The organism is Lentimicrobiaceae bacterium (genome assembly GCA_020636745.1).
Taxonomy (GTDB): Bacteria; Bacteroidota; Bacteroidia; order Bacteroidales; family Lentimicrobiaceae; genus Lentimicrobium.
In genome coordinates this window covers 146910-166584 of record JACJXH010000003.1, presented here as the reverse complement: position 1 = coordinate 166584, position 19675 = coordinate 146910, and the positions used below count along the sequence as shown (strand labels likewise).

At 41.7% G+C, this 19675-nt stretch carries 20 protein-coding genes; 15 read left to right on the top strand and 5 right to left on the bottom strand.

What is annotated here, in order from left to right:
- Nucleotides 1-100: 100 nt before the first annotated feature.
- Entirely contained in the window at nt 101-655 is a 555-nt protein-coding gene (locus tag H6541_06150; GenBank protein ID MCB9015361.1) for an SRPBCC family protein, read from the bottom strand.
- A gap of 236 nt (nt 656-891) precedes the next feature.
- Nucleotides 892-1296 (bottom strand): hypothetical protein, encoded by a 405-nt coding sequence (locus tag H6541_06145; GenBank protein MCB9015360.1) that lies wholly within the window; start codon nt 1294-1296, stop codon nt 892-894.
- A 781-nt stretch (nt 1297-2077) separates the two neighbouring features.
- On the opposite strand from H6541_06145, the gene H6541_06140 reads away from it, so the two are divergent.
- Together H6541_06140 and H6541_06135 are read left to right on the top strand one after the other, a co-directional pair.
- Complete coding sequence (locus tag H6541_06140; GenBank protein MCB9015359.1) at nt 2078-4123, top strand: acetate--CoA ligase family protein; 2046 nt, start codon at nt 2078-2080, stop codon at nt 4121-4123.
- 85 nt (nt 4124-4208) lie between these two features.
- Complete coding sequence (locus tag H6541_06135; protein MCB9015358.1) at nt 4209-4589, top strand: VOC family protein; 381 nt, start codon at nt 4209-4211, stop codon at nt 4587-4589.
- Between the two features lie 78 nt (nt 4590-4667).
- Here H6541_06135 and H6541_06130 read toward each other — a convergent pair whose 3' ends face one another.
- Together H6541_06130 and H6541_06125 are read right to left on the bottom strand one after the other, a co-directional pair.
- Nucleotides 4668-6395, bottom strand: coding sequence for a C69 family dipeptidase (locus H6541_06130; GenBank protein ID MCB9015357.1), 1728 nt, complete (start codon nt 6393-6395; stop codon nt 4668-4670).
- 63 nt (nt 6396-6458) lie between these two features.
- The gene (locus tag H6541_06125) at nt 6459-6767 is read right to left on the bottom strand and encodes a hypothetical protein (GenBank protein MCB9015356.1); all 309 of its coding nucleotides are present in this window, start codon (nt 6765-6767) and stop codon (nt 6459-6461) included.
- Between the two features lie 215 nt (nt 6768-6982).
- Between H6541_06125 and H6541_06120 the strand changes: the two genes are divergently transcribed.
- Nucleotides 6983-8026, top strand: coding sequence for a nucleoid-associated protein (locus H6541_06120; GenBank protein MCB9015355.1), 1044 nt, complete (start codon nt 6983-6985; stop codon nt 8024-8026).
- Between the two features lie 28 nt (nt 8027-8054).
- Here the strand turns inward: H6541_06120 and H6541_06115 are convergent, their stop codons facing one another.
- On the bottom strand, nt 8055-8801 hold the full coding sequence (locus H6541_06115) for a hypothetical protein (protein MCB9015354.1): 747 nt from the start codon (nt 8799-8801) through the stop codon (nt 8055-8057).
- 78 nt (nt 8802-8879) lie between these two features.
- On the opposite strand from H6541_06115, the gene H6541_06110 reads away from it, so the two are divergent.
- The 12 genes from H6541_06110 to H6541_06055 all read left to right on the top strand — a co-directional run bounded on the left by H6541_06110 (nt 8880) and on the right by H6541_06055 (nt 19625).
- Nucleotides 8880-9320, top strand: a complete 441-nt coding sequence (locus tag H6541_06110; protein ID MCB9015353.1) for a DUF4395 domain-containing protein — start codon at nt 8880-8882, stop codon at nt 9318-9320.
- Nucleotides 9321-9476: 156 nt separating this feature from the next.
- Nucleotides 9477-10166 (top strand): hypothetical protein, encoded by a 690-nt coding sequence (locus tag H6541_06105; GenBank protein ID MCB9015352.1) that lies wholly within the window; start codon nt 9477-9479, stop codon nt 10164-10166.
- Nucleotides 10167-10412: 246 nt separating this feature from the next.
- A complete protein-coding gene (locus tag H6541_06100) occupies nt 10413-11744 on the top strand; it encodes a pyridoxal phosphate-dependent aminotransferase (GenBank protein ID MCB9015351.1) in 1332 nt (443 codons plus the stop codon).
- A 174-nt stretch (nt 11745-11918) separates the two neighbouring features.
- Nucleotides 11919-12143, top strand: a complete 225-nt coding sequence (locus H6541_06095; protein ID MCB9015350.1) for a 4Fe-4S binding protein — start codon at nt 11919-11921, stop codon at nt 12141-12143.
- 41 nt (nt 12144-12184) lie between these two features.
- Nucleotides 12185-13249, top strand: coding sequence for a 3-methyl-2-oxobutanoate dehydrogenase subunit VorB (locus H6541_06090; GenBank protein MCB9015349.1), 1065 nt, complete (start codon nt 12185-12187; stop codon nt 13247-13249).
- A 14-nt stretch (nt 13250-13263) separates the two neighbouring features.
- Nucleotides 13264-14031 (top strand): 2-oxoglutarate oxidoreductase, encoded by a 768-nt coding sequence (locus H6541_06085; protein MCB9015348.1) that lies wholly within the window; start codon nt 13264-13266, stop codon nt 14029-14031.
- A gap of 55 nt (nt 14032-14086) precedes the next feature.
- Nucleotides 14087-14641 (top strand): 2-oxoacid:acceptor oxidoreductase family protein, encoded by a 555-nt coding sequence (locus H6541_06080; GenBank protein MCB9015347.1) that lies wholly within the window; start codon nt 14087-14089, stop codon nt 14639-14641.
- 292 nt (nt 14642-14933) lie between these two features.
- Nucleotides 14934-16094, top strand: a complete 1161-nt coding sequence (locus H6541_06075) for an alpha/beta hydrolase fold domain-containing protein (GenBank protein ID MCB9015346.1) — start codon at nt 14934-14936, stop codon at nt 16092-16094.
- Between the two features lie 22 nt (nt 16095-16116).
- Entirely contained in the window at nt 16117-16323 is a 207-nt protein-coding gene (locus H6541_06070; protein MCB9015345.1) for a hypothetical protein, read from the top strand.
- Complete coding sequence (locus H6541_06065) at nt 16320-17093, top strand: TIGR02757 family protein (GenBank protein ID MCB9015344.1); 774 nt, start codon at nt 16320-16322, stop codon at nt 17091-17093. The genes H6541_06070 and H6541_06065 overlap by 4 nt, the downstream gene beginning before the upstream one ends.
- 48 nt (nt 17094-17141) lie before the next feature.
- A complete protein-coding gene (locus H6541_06060; GenBank protein ID MCB9015343.1) occupies nt 17142-17474 on the top strand; it encodes a thioredoxin family protein in 333 nt (110 codons plus the stop codon).
- A gap of 264 nt (nt 17475-17738) precedes the next feature.
- Nucleotides 17739-19625, top strand: a complete 1887-nt coding sequence (locus H6541_06055) for a M1 family metallopeptidase (protein ID MCB9015342.1) — start codon at nt 17739-17741, stop codon at nt 19623-19625.
- The last annotated feature ends 50 nt before the right edge of the window (nt 19626-19675 follow it).

Here is a 19675-nt window from a genome sequence, read left to right as displayed (position 1 = left end):
CCTGTCCAACTCGGCCCTCAATACATTGCCGGAAATGGGGAAATACTGCAGACGTAACAATTCAAAGGGTGCCGGGGCAAAATACTCATATGATTTCAGATTATTTTTTAATTTCTGAAGCCGCTTTTAGCTCTTCTAAATTTGTAATAACCCCTGAATCCAGATTTCGCTGGAAATAGCTACGGAATAATCTTGGGAACACACCTTGAAGGCTTTCCTCTACTTTTACCATTGTTTTGCCATTAATCTCTACAAATGTCCAATTATGAATAGCACTCGCACCAAAAGTAGTTCCAGTCCAACCAAACATCGACTTTGATTTTACGGTATGTATCTTAGATTTAAAAGAAAGTCCGCCAGCTTTCCAATTAAATTGGGAACCTTCCTTTATCTCTCCGTGAACTTCTGTTTCTGAAACAGCCTTTTGCCAATCTGCCCAGCTACGGATGTTGGTAAGTATCTTCCATACAGTGTCAATTGGAGCATCAATTTCTATTTGATTCATTGACTTTACAGGGGCGTTTTTATTAATTGGTATATTCATACTACCTTTGTTTGGATGGCTAATATACTTATCAAAAGTATAAATTTCACCAATAAATAAAACTGAAATAAACGACAAAAGAATCAAAAGTATAAGGAGTATTTTTCTCATCGCTATCAATTTTTAAGATTAACAAGCTGAGCAAAGCCTGGCAACCTGATCCGTAATTTTTACAAATAAAAATACAAAAATTATCAGCTGACAGCCGGTGCCACATAAAACATACCGCAAATGCACAAAGTGCTTTTGAGACACTCCTTTACCCCTGCCCTTATCATTTGCCAAAACCTGCCCGTCACGCCCCTCAAAACATTGCCGGAAGGCGGATACCACTAACAGCATCTTGTTTATGCTAACACGTTTTTTATCCGTTTAATTTTCCATTGTCTGTCAAGTGAGTAAACATTTTCTTCTTTTTCGAGGTATTCATAAATAATCAGACATTTTTCATAAAGGGACCTGTTTACATCGTGACTGCTTTCTGCAACAAGTAACAGGATTTCGGCAAACATACCTATGTTTTCGTTGGTTAAATTCTTTTTGGACTTGAGTGTGGTTATAAAATCTTCTTTTCGAATCTCCGCTAATTCGGTTATGTTAATATCTAATTCGTTTTTCAGGGTTTGATTTGTTAATTCAATCCCATCGTTGATTTGACCTTTATTTTTAAACCCAGCGAGGTCAGTGAGAATCTGGCCCAAAATGCGACCAATTTGGTCTATTTGTCTCTTTAAATAATCCTGCTGTTCCATCCTCTTCGTGCAGTTAACTTACAGTTTCAACAATTTACCTGATTTCTGCCGGTATCATCTTTCCATCCTCAATTTTCCCATAAAAAATGTGCATGGTTTTTGGCGTTTATAGTAGTGAATTACCTTCCGTTTCTGCCAGAGTCTCATGCTTACACTAACACCAAAGATATGCAGAATTTGTTTTTAATTCTATCAGATAAATCGTTGTTTTGTAATCGTAATCATGATTGTGAACGTGAACGATACTGTAATCGCTGGTTCATAACCGCGAACCTATTTTTATGGTTTAATTTCTGCCTTTACTTCCTACATTATCCACATGTAATACTTTTTCACTTTTAATAGCAAGTGATTTCGTCGGCAGGAGGCTTTTTCAATATCTAACTTGCCTAAACATACTCTTGCCTGTATAATATGTCAAACTTTCGCTTTAACCATAATAGCTTTTGAAACACCTAAGCCTTCTTTCATACTATTATTTCATCATATTTAAAGTATTTATCAGCTGCCTTCTCTTATTTATCTGACCTGTTACAGAATTGATAAGCCTCTCCCCCTTTTGTAACAATTCAGTTGTTCGAAAAGCAAAGAATGTCCTAAAAACAGAAAACATTCTGTAAAAACAGAAAAAAAGTACAAAAAAAGAAAGGACCCTAAACCCGAATGTAACTGCCACAGATTTTAAGAATAGAATTTTGTGTAACTTATGCTTTTCATACCTTCGCAGCCTGAATTTGTATTGACATCAGAAGTAAACATCAACATAAAAAAACATATAACAATGATTAACCAACAACTCATTCAACCGAAAAGCACCGTCGTTATCGGAGGCTCAAACGATACCACAAAGCCGGGAGGGAAAGTACTGAAAAACCTGATTGACCATCATTTTGAGGGCAGTTTGTATGTGACCAATCCTAAGGAAACAGAAATACAGGGAATTAAATGCTATCAGAATCCCAACGATTTGCCTGAATGTGATTTGGCTATCTTGGCCATAGCTGCCAAATACTGTCCTGAAACAGTTGAATTGCTGGCGCATCAAAAAAATACCCGTGCCTTTATCATCCTTTCAGCAGGATTTCACGAAGAAAGTGAAGCCGGGGCTATACTTGAGCAAAAAATTGTAGATACCATCAACAGTGTAAATGGATGCCTGATTGGCCCCAACTGCATTGGAGTAATGAACCCGCACCATACCTCAGTCTTTACAACTCCCATTCCCCGTCTCGATCCCAACGGGGTTGATTTTATTTCTGGTTCAGGTGCCACGGCCGTTTTTATTATGGAATCAGGTATACCCAACGGGTTGTCGTTTTCGAGTGTTTACTCGGTTGGCAACAGCGCACAAATGGGTGTGGAAGAGGTGCTTCAGTATATGGATGAGCATTTTGATCCGGCAAACAGTTCAAAGGTTAAATTGCTTTATATTGAAAGCGTAAACAAGCCTGATTTACTATTAAAACACGCCTCATCGCTCATCAAAAAAGGGTGTCGGATTGCGGCAATCAAATCAGGCAGCTCGTCGGCCGGAAGCCGTGCAGCATCCTCGCACACAGGCGCGCTTGCCAGCAGCGATTCAGCCGTTGATGCGCTTTTCCGCAAAGCCGGAATTGTCAGGTGCTATGGCCGTGAAGAGCTGGCCACGGTAGCCGCCATTTTTATGCACAAAAAGCTTACAGGAAAGAATATAGCTATTATCACACACGCCGGAGGTCCAGCGGTAATGCTGACAGATGCCCTTTCAAATAATGGACTTGATGTTCCCCATATAGAAAGTCCTGAATTGCTGGCCAAACTCCTCCCCGGCTCATCGGTGGCCAACCCGATCGACTTTCTGGCAACAGGCTCTGCAGCCAATTTGGGCGATATTATTGATTACTGCGATACTCAATTCGACCATATTGATGCCATGGCCGTCATTTTCGGAAGCCCCGGTTTGTTTGAAGTTTATGATGTTTATAAACTTCTTGACGAGAAAATGAAAACCTGCAGAAAACCCATTTTCCCGATTTTACCTTCTGTCATCAATGTTAAAAATGAAATTGACTACTTCCTTTCGATGGGCCGTATCAACTTCCCCGATGAAGTCGTTTTCGGACAGGCTCTTGCCAAAATATACCATACAAAAGCTCCTGCCGCTGCTGCTGCTCATCCCGAAGTTGACTTAGCAGCTATCAGGCAGATTATTTCAACCTCAGAAAACGGGTATATTTCGCCTGATAAAGTACAGCAACTGCTCGATGCAGCCGGTATTCCACGCGCTGGTGAAGCCGTGGTAACCACATCTGCAGAAGCCCTGGAATCAGCTCATAAGCTGGGATATCCCATTGTAATGAAAGTGGTGGGCCCGGTGCATAAATCCGATGTTGGCGGTGTGGTCCTCAATGTGAATGACGATAAAACCGTGATAGCCGAATTTGAGCGGATGATGCAGATAAAAGACACAACTGCCATTCTGCTGCAACCCATGTTAAGCGGTACGCAAATATTTGCCGGAGCAAAACTTGAACCAAAGTTTGGCCATATGATTCTTTGCGGACTGGGTGGTATCTTTATTGAAGTGCTGAAAGATGTACAAACTTCATTATCACCTGTTTCGCATGATGAAGCTGCCGACATGATCCGCAACCTTAAATCGTATAAAATTATACAGGGTGTGCGCGGCCAGGAAGGCGTTCATGAAGCTGCATTTGCCGATGCCATTGTACGTTTATCAGCTTTATGTGAAGCTGCGCCCGAAATTGCAGAAATGGACATCAATCCTTTGCTTGGAAATGCCAAAGGTGTTGTGGCCGTTGACGCCAGAATAAGAATTGAAAAGTAAATTGCTTTCTGTTCGTTTTTTTTATCCGTCGAAAACATGTTTACATGTCATTTGTTTACCAATTATTTAACTTAAACTCCCGGATATGAACAACATGGTAGGATGGTTTGAAATACCCGTAACTGATATGGAACGGGCCATAAAGTTTTATTCCACTGTTTTTTCTATAGAATTGCAGAGAAATAAGCTTGACGGATTGGACATGGCCTGGTTTCCTTTTGATGAAAAAGGGCTGGGAAGCTCAGGCAGTTTGGTTTATCATCCTGAGTTCTACAAGCCTTCAACTGACGGTACTTTGATTTATTTTACACCTCGCTCAGGCAACCTGGCTGTTGAGTTGGCAAAGGTTGAAGCTGCCGGTGGTAAAGTGCTGGAGTCAAAGAAACTGATATCAGAAGATATTGGTTACATGGGGTTGTTTCTCGATTCGGAAGGCAACAGAATTGCCATTCATTCAAGAAAGTAGTTTATCTTTTTATTACTGACAAACAAAAAAAGGCTGACAGTGAATGGTCAGCCTTTTTTTGTTTTAGGATTGGGCAACTTACCGGTTTTTAAGTTTATCTCCGGTATTGTTGATCACTTCTTTTTTCCATTCATCGTTATAACCGGGGAATGATGGTGACTGCGGGTATCCCCACTCATTTCTCAGGAATACGCCGTCTTTCTCTTTTTTAACATTGCCGTCCATATATTTCACCAATAAGAACTCGCCAAGTTTTCTCCATCTGTCAACTGTTTGCTGGGCAGTGTTGGCCGAATACCGGGTGATGGTTTCCAGCGCTGCCTTCTGGTCGGTTTTCCAAAGCTCTGCAGCCTTATTGTCAATGTCGTGAATTTCAGAGGCAAACCTGGTTTCGAGCTCATCCTGCACCTTAACCAAATCAGGCATCACTCTGTTATAGAACAGATACTTGAACTGAGCCACACGGTTAAACACCCAAAAGGCTGCATTTTCAGCGTAAGTAAGCATATCGCCATTGCCTTCTGCAACACAATAAGGCACTTCGGTAATTCCGCAATAGAAAGGCATATACACGGTTGAAGTGGCATCATCTACCCCAAACCAAAAAATACCGCCCACAGGATCAGGCATCCAGCTGCGCATTTGGGCAATGAATGAAAAACCGGTTTGCTGTGTGGCTGTTACCCTTTCGTTAAAATACTCCTGCCCTTCATATTCCCAGGTAAGCGGGCGCCAGCGGTAAGGAGAGCCAAATGGGCCGGCACCGGCATCTTTCGACATATCCAAATCAGTTCCCTGCAGATAATCGCGTTTAAATTGCATCAAATCTCTTGCTGTTAACTTCCTGTCGGGTTTAATATACAAGGGCATTCTTTCCTTATCAATGGCTCCGGCAGCATAATCAAAGTATTGCTGCATCTGGCTGTTCACATGATTAAACATGGCCCAAACCCTCAGTTCGCAAAAACGGGCAGCACCAAAATCAAGCGGAGCATACACATCGCTGAAACTGAATTCAGCATCAGAACCTTTAAAATACCCTTTGGCCCTGGCAAAAGAGATCACATCATGAGCATAAATCACTTCCACTTCAGGATTGTTGATGAGTTTAAAATTTTTGCTGCTGATAGAGGTTTTACCATTATCAGCCGGGAAAGTAGTGATACGGGCATGATTGGCATGGGCCGAAATATAACCATCAGGAATTCTGATAGCCACCCACACGGCACCTTTATCGGCATTGTGTGATTTTCCCGATTTTTTATCGAGCGTCATGCGTGTACCTTTTCCAATGAGCTCCATAATCCACACTTCATTGGGGTCGCCGATAGAAAAGGATTCGCCGGTACTGGCATAACCAAATTTCTCGACCAATTCACCCATTACCCGGATAGCTTCACGGGCTGTTTTTGAACGCTGCAGGGCCAAAAACATCAAACTTCCATAATCCACCACGCCCGTTGAATCGTAAAGTTCACTGCGTCCATCAAACGTTGTTTCGCCTATAGCCACCTGATGTTCATTCATAAAACCAATAACCTGGTAAGTATGGGCAACCTGCGGAATTTGCCCCAGAGGTTCAGCGGTTCCCCGATCGTAAAGGGTCACCATGGTACCAGCAGGCCAGTCGGCTGCCGGACGCCAGTATAACTCTCCATAACGAATATGAGAATCAGCAGCATAGCTCACCATGGTTGAACCATCGGCCGAGGCTCCTTTGGTAACCAGGTAGTTTGTACAGGCTTGTGATGGGGTTGAAAAAGCAAAAAACAATGAAATCAGAATGAGTTTCAGCAAGTTATTCATACTTCAGGTATTTAATGAGTAATAAATTTTTAAACAATGATGCATTTATGAAAGTCCCGACGCTTATAATGCTGCATTATCTGAAGCCAGGCGGGGCAACAAATCAGGAGGTGCAAAGCAGGAATGATGAAACAGATCGCCTTCCGAATACGTTCTTTGTATTACGCAAAGTTTTACAATTTTTTTACCCTGGCCATCTTCATAAACTTCAAGTTCGGCATCGTCACCTCTGTAATTGGCCAGTTGAATGTACCTGGCAAATTTAAATCCCATGGATTCAATAAAATCAGCAGCCGGATTTAAAGATACAGCCTCTAATCCCAGCGTTTCCGAGTCAAAAATTTTTTGTTGATCTTCTGTCATTGCTTTCATAATAAGAAGTATTTAGCGTTGAATGTGCTAAAATACAATAAGGATTGAAATGAAAAAGAAAAATTGCCGGCAAGTCATTCTCTCACTTATACATAGTGTATATCGGGTTCATTTCTGCAATTCCTTCTCTCTTTTCTGATGAAATGACTTATCATTGCATAATAAATAAAACACAACTGTGAATTTGTAACGCACTTATATTCAAATATTTAAAAATGATAGTAAGCGAAGAAGCCCGGCTGGAACGCCTTGTAATTCATAAAACAGGAAATAAAAGCCGCGAAGAAGGCATTAAGTTTTCCAAATCTCCTGTGCAGCTTAGCGAAGCAATTAAAGATTTGTTAATCAGGTATTTTCTTTCTCCCTTTGGGAAAAATGAATATTTTAACCTTCATCATGAAGCTGATTTAAATCTGAATGAAGTCTACCATTTTGCCTGCTCCATTTTTGACGATCCGGGAAGTTTTTACCTTAACTCGGTGAACCTGGCCAATCATTTGTATGAAAACTCGGTACATCCCAAGGTAAAAGCCGGTGAATTTTATGCAGCTTACCTCAAAAACCTGATAGTCGACGGCGAAGAGGTAGATGCTATCGGGCTTTTCAAATCAGAATCACACGAAACATTTTTAAAGGTTTATCCCACCAATGACAATTTCAGCATCGAACATGAAGATGGAATTAACATCAACAAGCTGGATAAAGGGTGTTTAATTTTCAATACTGAGCGTGAGCATGGTTTTGTAGTGGCCACGGTTGACAATTTGAGCAAAAGCAACGAAGCACTTTACTGGATGGACAGCTTTTTGAAATTGCGGCCCCGCAACGATGAATATTTTCAGACCAGCCAAACGCTCACCTTATGCAAAGAATTTGTAACCAACAAATTACCCGAAGTGTTTGAAATTGACCGTCCGGCCCAGGCTGAATTGCTCAATAAATCCATGAAATTCTTTAAGGAAAAGGATGCATTTGTGATGGAAGAATTTATGAGCGAGGTATTTACAGAGCCCGAGGTAATTGAAACGTTTAACGAATACCGGCGCGATTTTGAAATTGAAAGAGAAGTGAAAATCAACGATGATTTTGACATCTCAAATCAGGCTGTGAAAAAGCAATCAAAAGTGTACAAAAGTGTATTGAAATTAGATGGCAATTTCCATGTGTACGTTCACGGTAACCGTGATAATATTGAAAAAGGGTACGACGAAGAGCGTAGAATGAACTTCTATAAACTTTACTTCAAAGAAGAGGAATAAAAACCTAAATATACCTGTCGTTCAGCACTTAACCCGTCATTACCTGAACAATAGCTCTAACCTCTTTTTTCTCGAAAAACCCGATCAATCTGAGCAGTGTTCGTACCCATCTGCTTGCAGGATAAATCAATGACAGTCCAAGAGCAGATATCTTTCTGTCCCTTTGTAAAATTACATCGGCCTGATTATCCGATTTATGAATGGTTACAGCATTTTTCCATGCTCCATCGCGGGCCTGGTTGATACTGAAACCAACCAGCATGGTATCTGATTTTCCGGCCCATTGATCCAAAAGCCCAATCAATGGCGAAACCTTTCCTATGGCAGCTTGAACACCCATCGTTAAATCTGAAAGAATTTGATTGATAGCATTGAAATCATCCTGGATATCTTCTATTGGTTTGCCTTTCATGGTTTCAGCTGCAGCAATCCCGAGATCAAGATTGATATGTGCATTCATGCCTGACAACAAATGCTGCAAAACAAGCAATGGTTTTTCAGATGATTCAAATACAATACGCCACGAACCACTCAACGGATGGCCTGATTTATATGCAAAATATGCATCAAAATAACGGTTGGCAAAACGTACATCCAACTGTTCCATGCGCGTGTTATCGTCAAACTCACAACGGTCAATACCCTGCTTTACTTTTACCGTAACTAGCTGATACAATGCAGGAAAAAAAGCCAAGGGGCTGTTATGCTGAGTTTCAGACAATACAATACCTTGCAGTATATCAATCACTTCGTCAATATTGGAGGCTGATGACATATTTGTGGTTGTTGATTGTGCCAGTCTGAACATACAGTTGGCAATAATTGTTTATTTTTACCATCGAATTTTAAGTTTATGAACGAACCACTAAGTTGCCCGGTTTCCGATGAAAGGGTGAATGAAAACATTGTGAGGCTTATTGCCTTTGAGATTGTAATTTTAAGTGCTTTTACCTTATTAACAGGCGCCTGGGTTATAGCCGCTGCCATGACCATTGATTTTGCCCTCAGGGCATTCAGCAAGGGGAATGCAAGCCCGTTAAAGATATTTACCAACATCATAGCCGGGACACTCAGGCTTAGCCCACGCATGATTGACGCCGCGCCAAAGCGTTTTTCTGCCGGCCTGGGCATGGTGTTCGGTTTATTGATTGCTTTTTTCCTGTTTGCCGGTTATGCACTTGCCGCTGAGATAACAGGCTATATTCTTATTTTTTGCGCTCTTCTTGAAAGTGTGCTGGGCTATTGCCTTGGATGTAAAGTTTACACCTATCTGATACTTCCGTTTAAGAAATAGTGCCCCAGTGCAAATCAGCCTGTATTTTGTATAAAAGAAACCCGCCCGACAGTGCCGGTTAAGTGAAATTGTGGATTTTGAAGAACCCAAAGATATGTTTTTGCAAAGATGACAAAGGATTCTATCTTTGCCACCTGATAACATACTGTTCAATACATGAAGCGCAACGATTTACTGTTTACCATCTTTATAATCCTGTTTTTTCTTCCATTCTTTTTATCGCCTGAGGTTTTTGAGTATTACAACTCGTTTAACCGCGAACATGGAATGGTCATGAGTTTTATCAAATTTGCGCTTTTGGCTACGCTGGGCGAAGTTATAGGGCTGAGAATAAAAACCGGACACTACAATACCCCCGGATTTGGCATTCTTCCCCGTGCCATTGTATGGGGAGTGCTCGGGCTCACCATCAAACTGGCTTTTGTTATCTTTACTTCAGGAACGCTTGAATTTCTGACATACATGGGCATGACCAATGCTTCAGCAATCTTTAAAGCAGGTTTCAGCCCCGAAAAGCTGTTTATCGCCTTCTGCATCAGCGTTTTTATGAACACTATTTATGCTCCTGTGATGATGACTTTTCATAAAATTACCGACACCCATATATTAAAAACCGGCGGCACAATCAAAGGGCTGTTCAGTCCAATCGATTTCAGAACAATTTTTGTCAACCTCAACTGGGATGTTCAATGGAACTTCGTGTTCAAAAAAACAATTCCGTTCTTCTGGTATCCGGCACACACCATAACCTTTCTTTTACCGCCTGATTATCAGGTATTGTTTGCAGCCTTACTTGGAATAGCCCTTGGAACAATCCTTGCCCTGGCTTCCATGAAAACCAGATAGCTACATTGCCGATTCCCGATTATTTTTTCATCTGTGGAATATTTTTTCATTGATTGAATTGCCATGTGAAGCCATTTCTATATCTTGCCAGCCATAACGAACTAAGGAATATTTTTTACACTAAGTCAGAAGAAGGGCCATAAGTCATTCATTTGCAGCAAGCTATTGAAATCTGCATTTTTTATGCAGTATGTTGAAGTCTTCAGATTTAAGTGAAACACCGAAAAAACCAACCAGCATAATACAATGAAAGAAGAATTCAGGAAGGAAACTCCTATTGATTACGCAGTAGTATCGGAGCGCATTAAGGAAATGAACCTTACCAACGTTGGGAAGGCCAGTATCCGCGAGATTAAGCGGTTAATTGACAAAATAGAGCAATCAACCGGTAAAAAATATATCAGGATGGAGATGGGAATTCCGGGTATGAAACCCTCCTCCATAGGCACCGAGGCCGAAATTGAAGCCTTACGCAATGGGGTGGCAGCCATCTATCCCGACATTGACGGAACACCAGACCTTAAAAAAGAAATTTCAAGGTTTGTTAAAAACTTCATTGATATTGATGTCATGCCCGAAGCCTGTATTCCTACAGTAGGTTCAATGCAGGGAAGTTTTGCTGCTTTTCTCACCCTGTCGAGAATGGATCCACAGCGCGACACCACCCTGTTTATCGACCCGGGATTTCCGGTACATAAGCAGCAACACAAAGTGCTTGGGCAAAAGTTTGAAAGCTTTGATGTATATGATTTCAGGGGAGAAAAACTCCGCGAAAAGCTCGAATCTTACTTCAGCAAAGGACATATACATTCTGTACTTTACTCCAATCCCAACAATCCCTCGTGGATTTGTTTTACCGACGATGAGCTGAAAACAATAGGAGAACTTGCCAATAAATATAACGTGGTAATCTGCGAAGATCTGGCCTATTTTGGCATGGATTTCCGCAAAGATTATTCTAAACCCGGCGAAGCACCCTATCAGCCCTCGGTGGCCAAATACACAGGCAATTATATACTGTTTATTTCCAGTTCAAAAGCATTCAGTTATGCCGGACAGCGTATAGGCATGATGGTTATTTCAAACGAGCTTTTCAATAAAAAAGCACCGGGCCTGCTGCGTTATTACAATAGTGACATATTTGGGAGAGCCATGATTTTCGGAACAGTATATGCCTTAAGCTCAGGCACGGCACATTCGGCCCAATATGCACTTGCAGCCATGCTTAAAGCAGCCAACGAAGGACGTTTTAATTTTGTGGAAGAGGTAAAAGTATATGGCGAAAAAGCCAAAATAATGAAACGTCTCTTTATTGACAACGGATTTCATATCGTATACGATACCGATGTAAACGAACCGGTTGCCGATGGATTTTATTTTACCATATCCTATCCCGGGTTCACCGGTGAAGAATTGATAGAAGAGCTGCTCTACTACGGTATAAGTGCAATATCGCTGGCCATCACCGGAAGCGAAAGACTTGAAGGGCTGAGAGCCTGCGTATCATTGGTACAACCATCGCAATTCCCCGATTTGGAAGAACGCTTGATAAGGTTCAAAAAACATCATCAGCAATAAAAATAATTCATCGTCAGATAATTATACAATACGTGAACCAATTACTGCCGATCAGTTTAAAATCAGTATAAATAAAGAAATTAAATGATTTTGCAAACGTTTGCAGGCAATCGAATGATAAAATTATTCTAATTTCGTGGCATCAAACTAATACAACATTAAACTCTTAATAACATGGCAAAAGTCGTAGGTGACATTGTAATTGACATCGAAAAATGCAAGGGCTGTGGGGTTTGTATCCCTGCATGTCCGAACGATGTGATTGCATTGGCTAAAAATGTGAACGGCAAAGGATATAACTATGCCGAAACCATAAACGAAGAATGCATTGGCTGTGCCAATTGTGCTATCGTTTGTCCTGATGGTGTTATCACTGTTTACAGGAAAAAAGTGGAATAACGAATTTTAATTACTGAAAGTTTATGAAAGAACTCAGATTAATGAAAGGCAATGAAGCCTTTGCCGAAGCAGCCATTCGCGCAGGAGCCGATGGATACTTTGGATATCCGATTACACCACAGTCGGAAGTAATGGAATACCTGATGGCTGAAAAGCCTGAAGAACGCACCGGAATGGTTGTATTGCAGGCAGAAAGTGAAGTTGCAGCCATCAATATGGTATATGGTGGAGCAGCTTGCGGTAAACGTGTTCTGACTTCTTCATCAAGCCCCGGAATTAGCTTAAAACAAGAAGGAATCTCTTATATCGCCGGAGCAGAATTACCCTGTGTTATCCTCAATGTTGTTCGCGGAGGACCAGGTCTGGGAACAATTCAGCCTTCACAGTCTGATTATTTCCAATCGACCAAAGGTGGCGGACATGGCGATTACCGCATGATTGTTCTTGCTCCTTCATCCGTTCAGGAAATGGCAGATTTTGCCGGACTTGGCTTCGACCTTGCCTTCAAATACCGTAACCCTGTTTTGGTTCTGTCTGACGGAGCTATTGGCCAGATGATGGAAAAAGTTGAACTGGAAGAACAACGCCCGCGTTTTACCGAAGAAGAAATCATTCAGAATACCCCATGGGCAACCACTGGTAAACCCAAAACCCGCGAGCGTAATATCATTACCTCACTTGACCTTGACTCAGGCCGCCAGGAATTGCACAATATCGCACTTCAGGCTAAATACAAGGAGATAGAGAAGAATGAAACCCGCTACGAAGCTATCCAATGTGATGATGCTGATTATTTGATTGTTGCCTATGGAACCAGTGCCCGCCTAAGCCAAAAAGCCATCGATATTTTAAGGGCTGAAGGCATTAAGGTTGGTTTGCTCCGCCCCATCACCCTGTTCCCTTTCCCCACCGAAATTATTTCAAAACTTGCCGGTCAGGTGAAAGGAATTCTTACAGTTGAAATGAGCGCAGGACAAATGATTGAAGATGTCAGACTTGCAGTTGGTTGCAAAGTTAAAGTTGAACATTTCGGCCGCATGGGAGGAATTATTCCTTCACCAACCGAAGTTGTTGAAGCAATGCATAAAAAAATAATCGGAGGATAATCGTCATGGCCAATATAACCAAAGAAGAAATCCGGCAACCGGAAAACCTGATTTACAAAAAAACCGACCTGATGACCGACAATACATTAAGTTATTGTCCGGGTTGTGGTCATGGTACTGCTCACCGCATTGTGATGGAAGTGCTCGAAGAAATGGGCATCCAGGATAAAACCATCGGTATAGCTCCGGTTGGCTGCTCAGTACTTGCTTACGATTTTATGAACATCGATATGCAGCAGGCTGCTCACGGACGTGCTCCGGCAGTAGCTACCGCTGTTAAAAGATTACATCCCGAAAAGTTTGTTTTTACCTATCAGGGCGACGGTGATCTTGCTGCCATCGGAACAGCTGAAACCATTCATGCCTGCAACCGTGGCGAAAATATCGTGATTATTTTTATCAACAACGGTATTTATGGAATGACAGGTGGCCAGATGGCTCCTACAACCTTACCCGGGATGAAATCATCAACTTCGCCTTACGGACGCGATGTTCATTCAATGGGAAACCCGCTAAAAATTACTGAACTTATTGCCCAGCTTCCCGGAACTATTTATGTGACCCGTCAGGCTGTTCATACCCCCGGAAACGTACGCAAGACCAAAAAAGCCATTCGAAAAGCTTTTGAAAATCAAAAACTTAACAAAGGACTCTCTTTTGTTGAAATCGTTTCCAATTGCAACTCAGGCTGGAAAATGACCCCGGTGAAAGCGAATGAATGGATGGTTGAAAATATGTTCCCATTTTACCCGCTTGGCGATATTAAAGTAAACGAAGATTAACCTGAAACCGGCAACTTGCATTTCAGCATTGTAAAACAGACAAATTTTTTTAGTCATGACAGAAGAAATCATTATAGCAGGATTTGGCGGACAGGGTGTCCTTTCAATGGGTAAAATCCTGGCTTATTCAGGCGTAATGGAGAATAAGGAAGTCAGTTGGATGCCTTCCTATGGCCCGGAAATGCGCGGTGGAACAGCCAACGTTACTGTAATTATCAGCGATGAGCGTATTAGTTCACCCATCGTTAATGCTTTCGATACCGCTATTATTCTGAACCAGCAATCGATGGATAAGTTTGAGAAAATGGTTAAACCCGGTGGTTTACTCATTTACGATCCCAATGGAATAACCCGCCATCCTGACCGTAAAGACATCAACATTTACACCATTGAAGCAGCTGACGAAGCCTCAAAAGTTGGTCTCGCCAAGGTGTTCAATATGGTAGTACTTGGAGGTTACCTGAAATTAAAACCAATTGTTCAGCCTGAATATATCCGCAAAGGACTCGAAAAATCGCTGCCTAAACGTCATCATGGTATGATTCCTGAAAACGAAAAAGCGATTGCGAAAGGCAAAGAAATTATTCAAGCTAAATTTCTTTTAAATTAGATTACGCATACACACACACCAACCACCGAAAGCCTCTCCGCCTTGTGCAGAGAGGCTTTTAACTTTAATTCATTTCAGATAACATTCAACCATCAAAATTGTCATCAGCAAATAAAATCATTTATTCAGGCAAAACCATGTTGGTTCGCAAGGCCATTTTTCGTCTTCATTCGCCATTTTTTCTGCCTCAGCAATTAAATAAATCTATCCTTTCGTTTCTGTTCCATCTTTGCACCTGATAAACAAATACATCTGCATTTGCAGATGCCCATCAACCTCAAAAACAAGTGCAATGAAAAAATCTCTTCTACTCCTGGCTTTTATCAGTTGTTCGCTTCTGGCATTTAATCAGACCCTAACCCCCACCTATTCTGATCTGGATTATGTGGGAAACGGCAATACCAAACAAATGCTTGATCTTTACATCCCTTCAGGTGTAAATTCTCCTACACCTCTTATCATTCATATTCATGGAGGAGCATTTATGGGAGGAAGCAAAGGCATTGCAGAACAAGGCTCTTTTCGCACGTTTTACAACGCAGGATATATTTGCGCTGACATAAACTACAGGTTAAGCGGCGATTCCATCTGGCCTGCACAGCTTTTTGATTGTAAAACGGCTGTCAGATTTCTGAAAGCACATGCTGATTTGTATCACATTGATACTTGCCGTATCGGTTTGATTGGTGAATCAGCAGGCGGCCATTTGGTATCCATTACCGGAACAACAGGCAACGACCCATCGGTTGAAGGACTTCACCTGGGAAGTGCAGGAGTATCAAGTCGTGTACAGGCTGTGGTTGACCTTTTCGGGCCTACTGATTTTTTACAAATGGATGGGCATGAAGGTATAGGTTGCACCAGCGCCAATCATAATGCAGCCAATTCACCAGAATCTATTTTATTGGGTTGCGCTCTGCCAACCTGCCCCGAAAGAGTTGAAAGCGCAAACCCTATGCACTATCTTGATTCCGACGATCCACAAGTTTTTGTTTCATGCGGCGATCACGACTGCCTGGTAGCCCCTTATTCAAGTTTACTTTTTGATGCTGCGCTAACTGAAAAGAATGTAACGCATACCTATGAACTGATTGCCGGACAGGGTCATGGAGGAAGTTTCTGGCACAGTACTGCCCAGGACGCCAAGTACCTTGAATTTTTTAATGCAGCCCTTGCCGATGGTTGCAATACCACCGACATCAAAGAACGGGATTTAAAAAGATCAAAAATCAGCATCTTCCCCAACCCGGCTACCTCCGGTTTTACCCTTGAACTTCCCGCTGATGAATATTTTGATATTCAAATGAAAGACCTTACCGGACGAAATGTTTACCAGCAAATGCAAGTTACCGGTAGTCATCATATTTCTATTTCAGATTTTCCTGCCGGCTTATATCTCATCGAAGCTTTTGGCGGGAAACATGTACTGAACGGGAAAGTAATGAAAAATTGAAAATGAAATAATGTGTGAGTAAATGTGGAAACCCGGTGAGATATTTACCGGGTTTCTTTTCTTATGGGGGCAAATGCTGCAAAATCTATCCATGGGTCAAATAGCACCAGGATATGAGAAACAAAAATACCCGGGATTTACAGCTTACAAAGAAAAATGCAACACCATGCATCATACTTTTCAGTACATCGGGGCTCCAACTCATAATCAGATTAACTTTGCTACATGAAAACAAGAGATATCAAGTCGCTGCTCGAGGAGAAATATGCATTTTTCAACGCTCCTGAATTTATTCCGTCCGACCCTGTTGCCATTCCACATCTGTTTTCGAAACGCGAAGACATCGAAATTTCAGGTTTTTTAGTGGCAACCATTGCCTGGGGCCAGCGAAACACCATTGTCAAAAACGGTCACAGATTAATGAATCTGATGGATCAGGCTCCTCATGATTTTGTATTACATGCCGGCCCTGATGATCTTCGCCGGCTCACAAGCTTTGTGCACCGTACTTTTAATGGTGACGATTGCCTGTTTTTTATAGAATCTCTGCGTAACATATACACAAACGGGAACGGGCTTGAAGAGGCGTTTTCAGCGGGAATTAAGGCGCAAGAGCATCATATCTTTCATGCCATATTAAATTTCAGAGAAACATTTTTAAAAAGCCCTCACCTGCCGCGCTCTGTCAAGCACATTGCCAACCCTGCAGCCGGAAGTACAGCCAAGCGCCTCAATATGTTCCTGAGATGGATGGTGAGAGATGATCATAAAGGTGTTGATTTTGGCATATGGAAATCACTGTCTCCAGCTCAACTCTATTGCCCGCTTGATGTTCATGTGGGTCATATAGCACGTAAAATCGGTTTGCTTCAGCGCAAGCAAAATGATTGGCTGGCAGTGGAAGAACTTACAGCTAACCTGCGCTCTTTTGATGCTGATGACCCTGTAAAATATGATTTTGCATTGTTTGGCATGGGGGTTTCCGAAAAAATAAAATAGTTGACCAATTATAGATATACATTGAACAGAATCTGCTAATTTAGCTTTATGAAAACGGAATTAAATAGCCAGTCAGCCCTCGATCAGTTAAACAGCAGCACCCCTGCCCTCCTGCTCTATTTTTATAACGATAGCTGCGCCCCCTGCGTCGCACTCAGGCCCAAAGTTGAACAAATGCTCCTCAGCGAGTTTCCTCAGATGGCCCATTCTTATGTAAATTCAGCACAATTTCCTGAACTATCAGCCTCTAACGGTGTGTTTGCCAGTCCAACCATTGTAGTATTTTTTGATGGAAAAGAAACCTTCAGGGTAAGTAAATATATTTCAATTGATGAGTTAGCCGGAAGAATACGCAGATATTACAACCTGATTTTCAGCTGATTTACATAAAAACATCTGATTAACCCCATATTCCATCTAACCAGATGTAGCATGGGAGTTTCATGAATTCCCACACAACTTTCTGAACTTCCCCCTTGTTTTCATTCCCTGTGCTGTGACTGCTCAACTGTTCGGTTTTAATCACCAAGGTGTTCGGACACGTACATGTTTTTTCACATAATCATTCATCTATGTATTTGATATAAAGAGCATTACAAACATGGCGCAATTATTGAATAATAGATACCCATAAACAATTTCATGATGAAAAAACATCTGTTCACCGCACTTTTAAGCGTTTTATCCGTTTGTTCAGCCTTGATGGCGCAAAACACAGGAATTTATTTGCCACGCGAATATCAGCGTGCCATCAAAAACAACACCCGTAGTACAACGGGAGCGCCCGGAGCGGGCTATTTTCAAAACAGAGCTGATTACAAAATTGAAGCTTCGTTTGATCCCGAAACCCGACTGCTTACTGGTTATGAAACCATTAAATACACCAATAACAGTCCTGATACTTTAAAAGTAATTGTCATGAATATTGACCATGATATATTCAAAAAAGGGATAAACAGGGTATACCAAATTGAGGAAACAGACCTGACCAGTGGCGTGGAAATGAATAACCTCAGAATTAATGGCGATGAAGTGACCATGACAGCCCCTTTATGGCAACAGGATGGCACTGAAGTATTTTTACGGCTCAAAACGCCACTTGCGCCCACGAATTCAGTGCAGATTGAGCTCAACTGGAGTCTTGTTCATCCACTTGTATCTCAGATAAGAACAGGCACCTACGACTCACTTTCATTTTTTATAGCCTATTGGTTTCCGCGCATAGCCGTTTATGATGATATTTTCGGATGGGATTACAGCCAGCATCTGGGCTCAGCCGAATTTTATAATGACTTCGGCAATTTTGATGTAAACATGTCGTTGCCAGGCCATTATATGATGTGGTCAACCGGTGAGCTACAGAACAAAGAAGAGATTTTCACCGGACAAACACTCTCAAGACTCGGCAAAGCCGCCGAAAGCAGCGAACCTGTAGCGATAGTTACTGCGGATGATTTAATACAAAAGTCAGCCTTAAAGCCATCAATCAGAAAAAACTGGCATATAAAAGCTGAGAATGTAACAGATTTTGCCTTTGGCATAAGCCCTGTTTACCTGTGGGATGCAGTAACTGTGCAGCCCGAAGGTGGAAAAAAAGTGCTGGTGCAGGCGGTTTATCCCGAAAAAGCGACAGATTTCAAAGAAGTTGCAGCCATCGGAGCTAAAACCATTCAGCGAATGTCAGACGAAATCACAGGTTTTCCTTACCCATATCCTGTAATGACTGTATTTAGCGGACACGGAGGAATGGAATTTCCGATGATTGTAAATGATGGTCCTGCCACAGAACGTCCTTTTACAGTGTTTGTAACCGCACATGAAATATCGCATTCATGGTTTCCTTTTATAGCCGGTTTTAACGAAACACGCTACGGATGGATGGATGAAGGGCTTATCACATTTCTTCCGAAAGCCATTGAAATGGACTATTTCCCTGAATCCAATCCTCATCGCAATTATATGCGCTCGTATTCACAATGGGCAGGACGTGAAGACGATATTAACATGTCCGTTTCATCCAATTCAATCGCCAACACAGTGTCATACCGTCAAAATGTTTATGCAAGAGCTGCAGCAGCCTTTTATCATCTGGGCGATGCCATGGGCAAGGAAAACTTTGATCAATCACTTCAGACATTTCTTGCTGAATGGGCATTTAAACACCCCTCACCCTATGATTTTATGAATACCTGCAGTCGCATTGCCCGTGAAGATCTAACCTGGTATTTCGGCCCATGGTTTTTCGAAAACGGATATCCCGACTTGGCCATTACCAATGCTGAAATAAAAAATAAGAAGCTGGAGATTACCATTGAAAGAAAAGGAGTTATTCCGGTTCCCATTGATTTAACCTTCAATTTTGAAAACAAAACCAAACAAGACTTTCATGCATCTTCTCAATCGTGGCGCGATGGAAAAAACGAGCTAGTTTTATCTTTTCCTGTTCCACAGAAACTGATTTCCATTGAGTTGGGTGGCGCCAATACACCTGATGCCTTTCCGAAAGACAATCATTGGGATTTTACAGAATAGATAAACTATAAATAGGCAGACCAGGCGAAAAGCTGAAGCATCATCAGTTC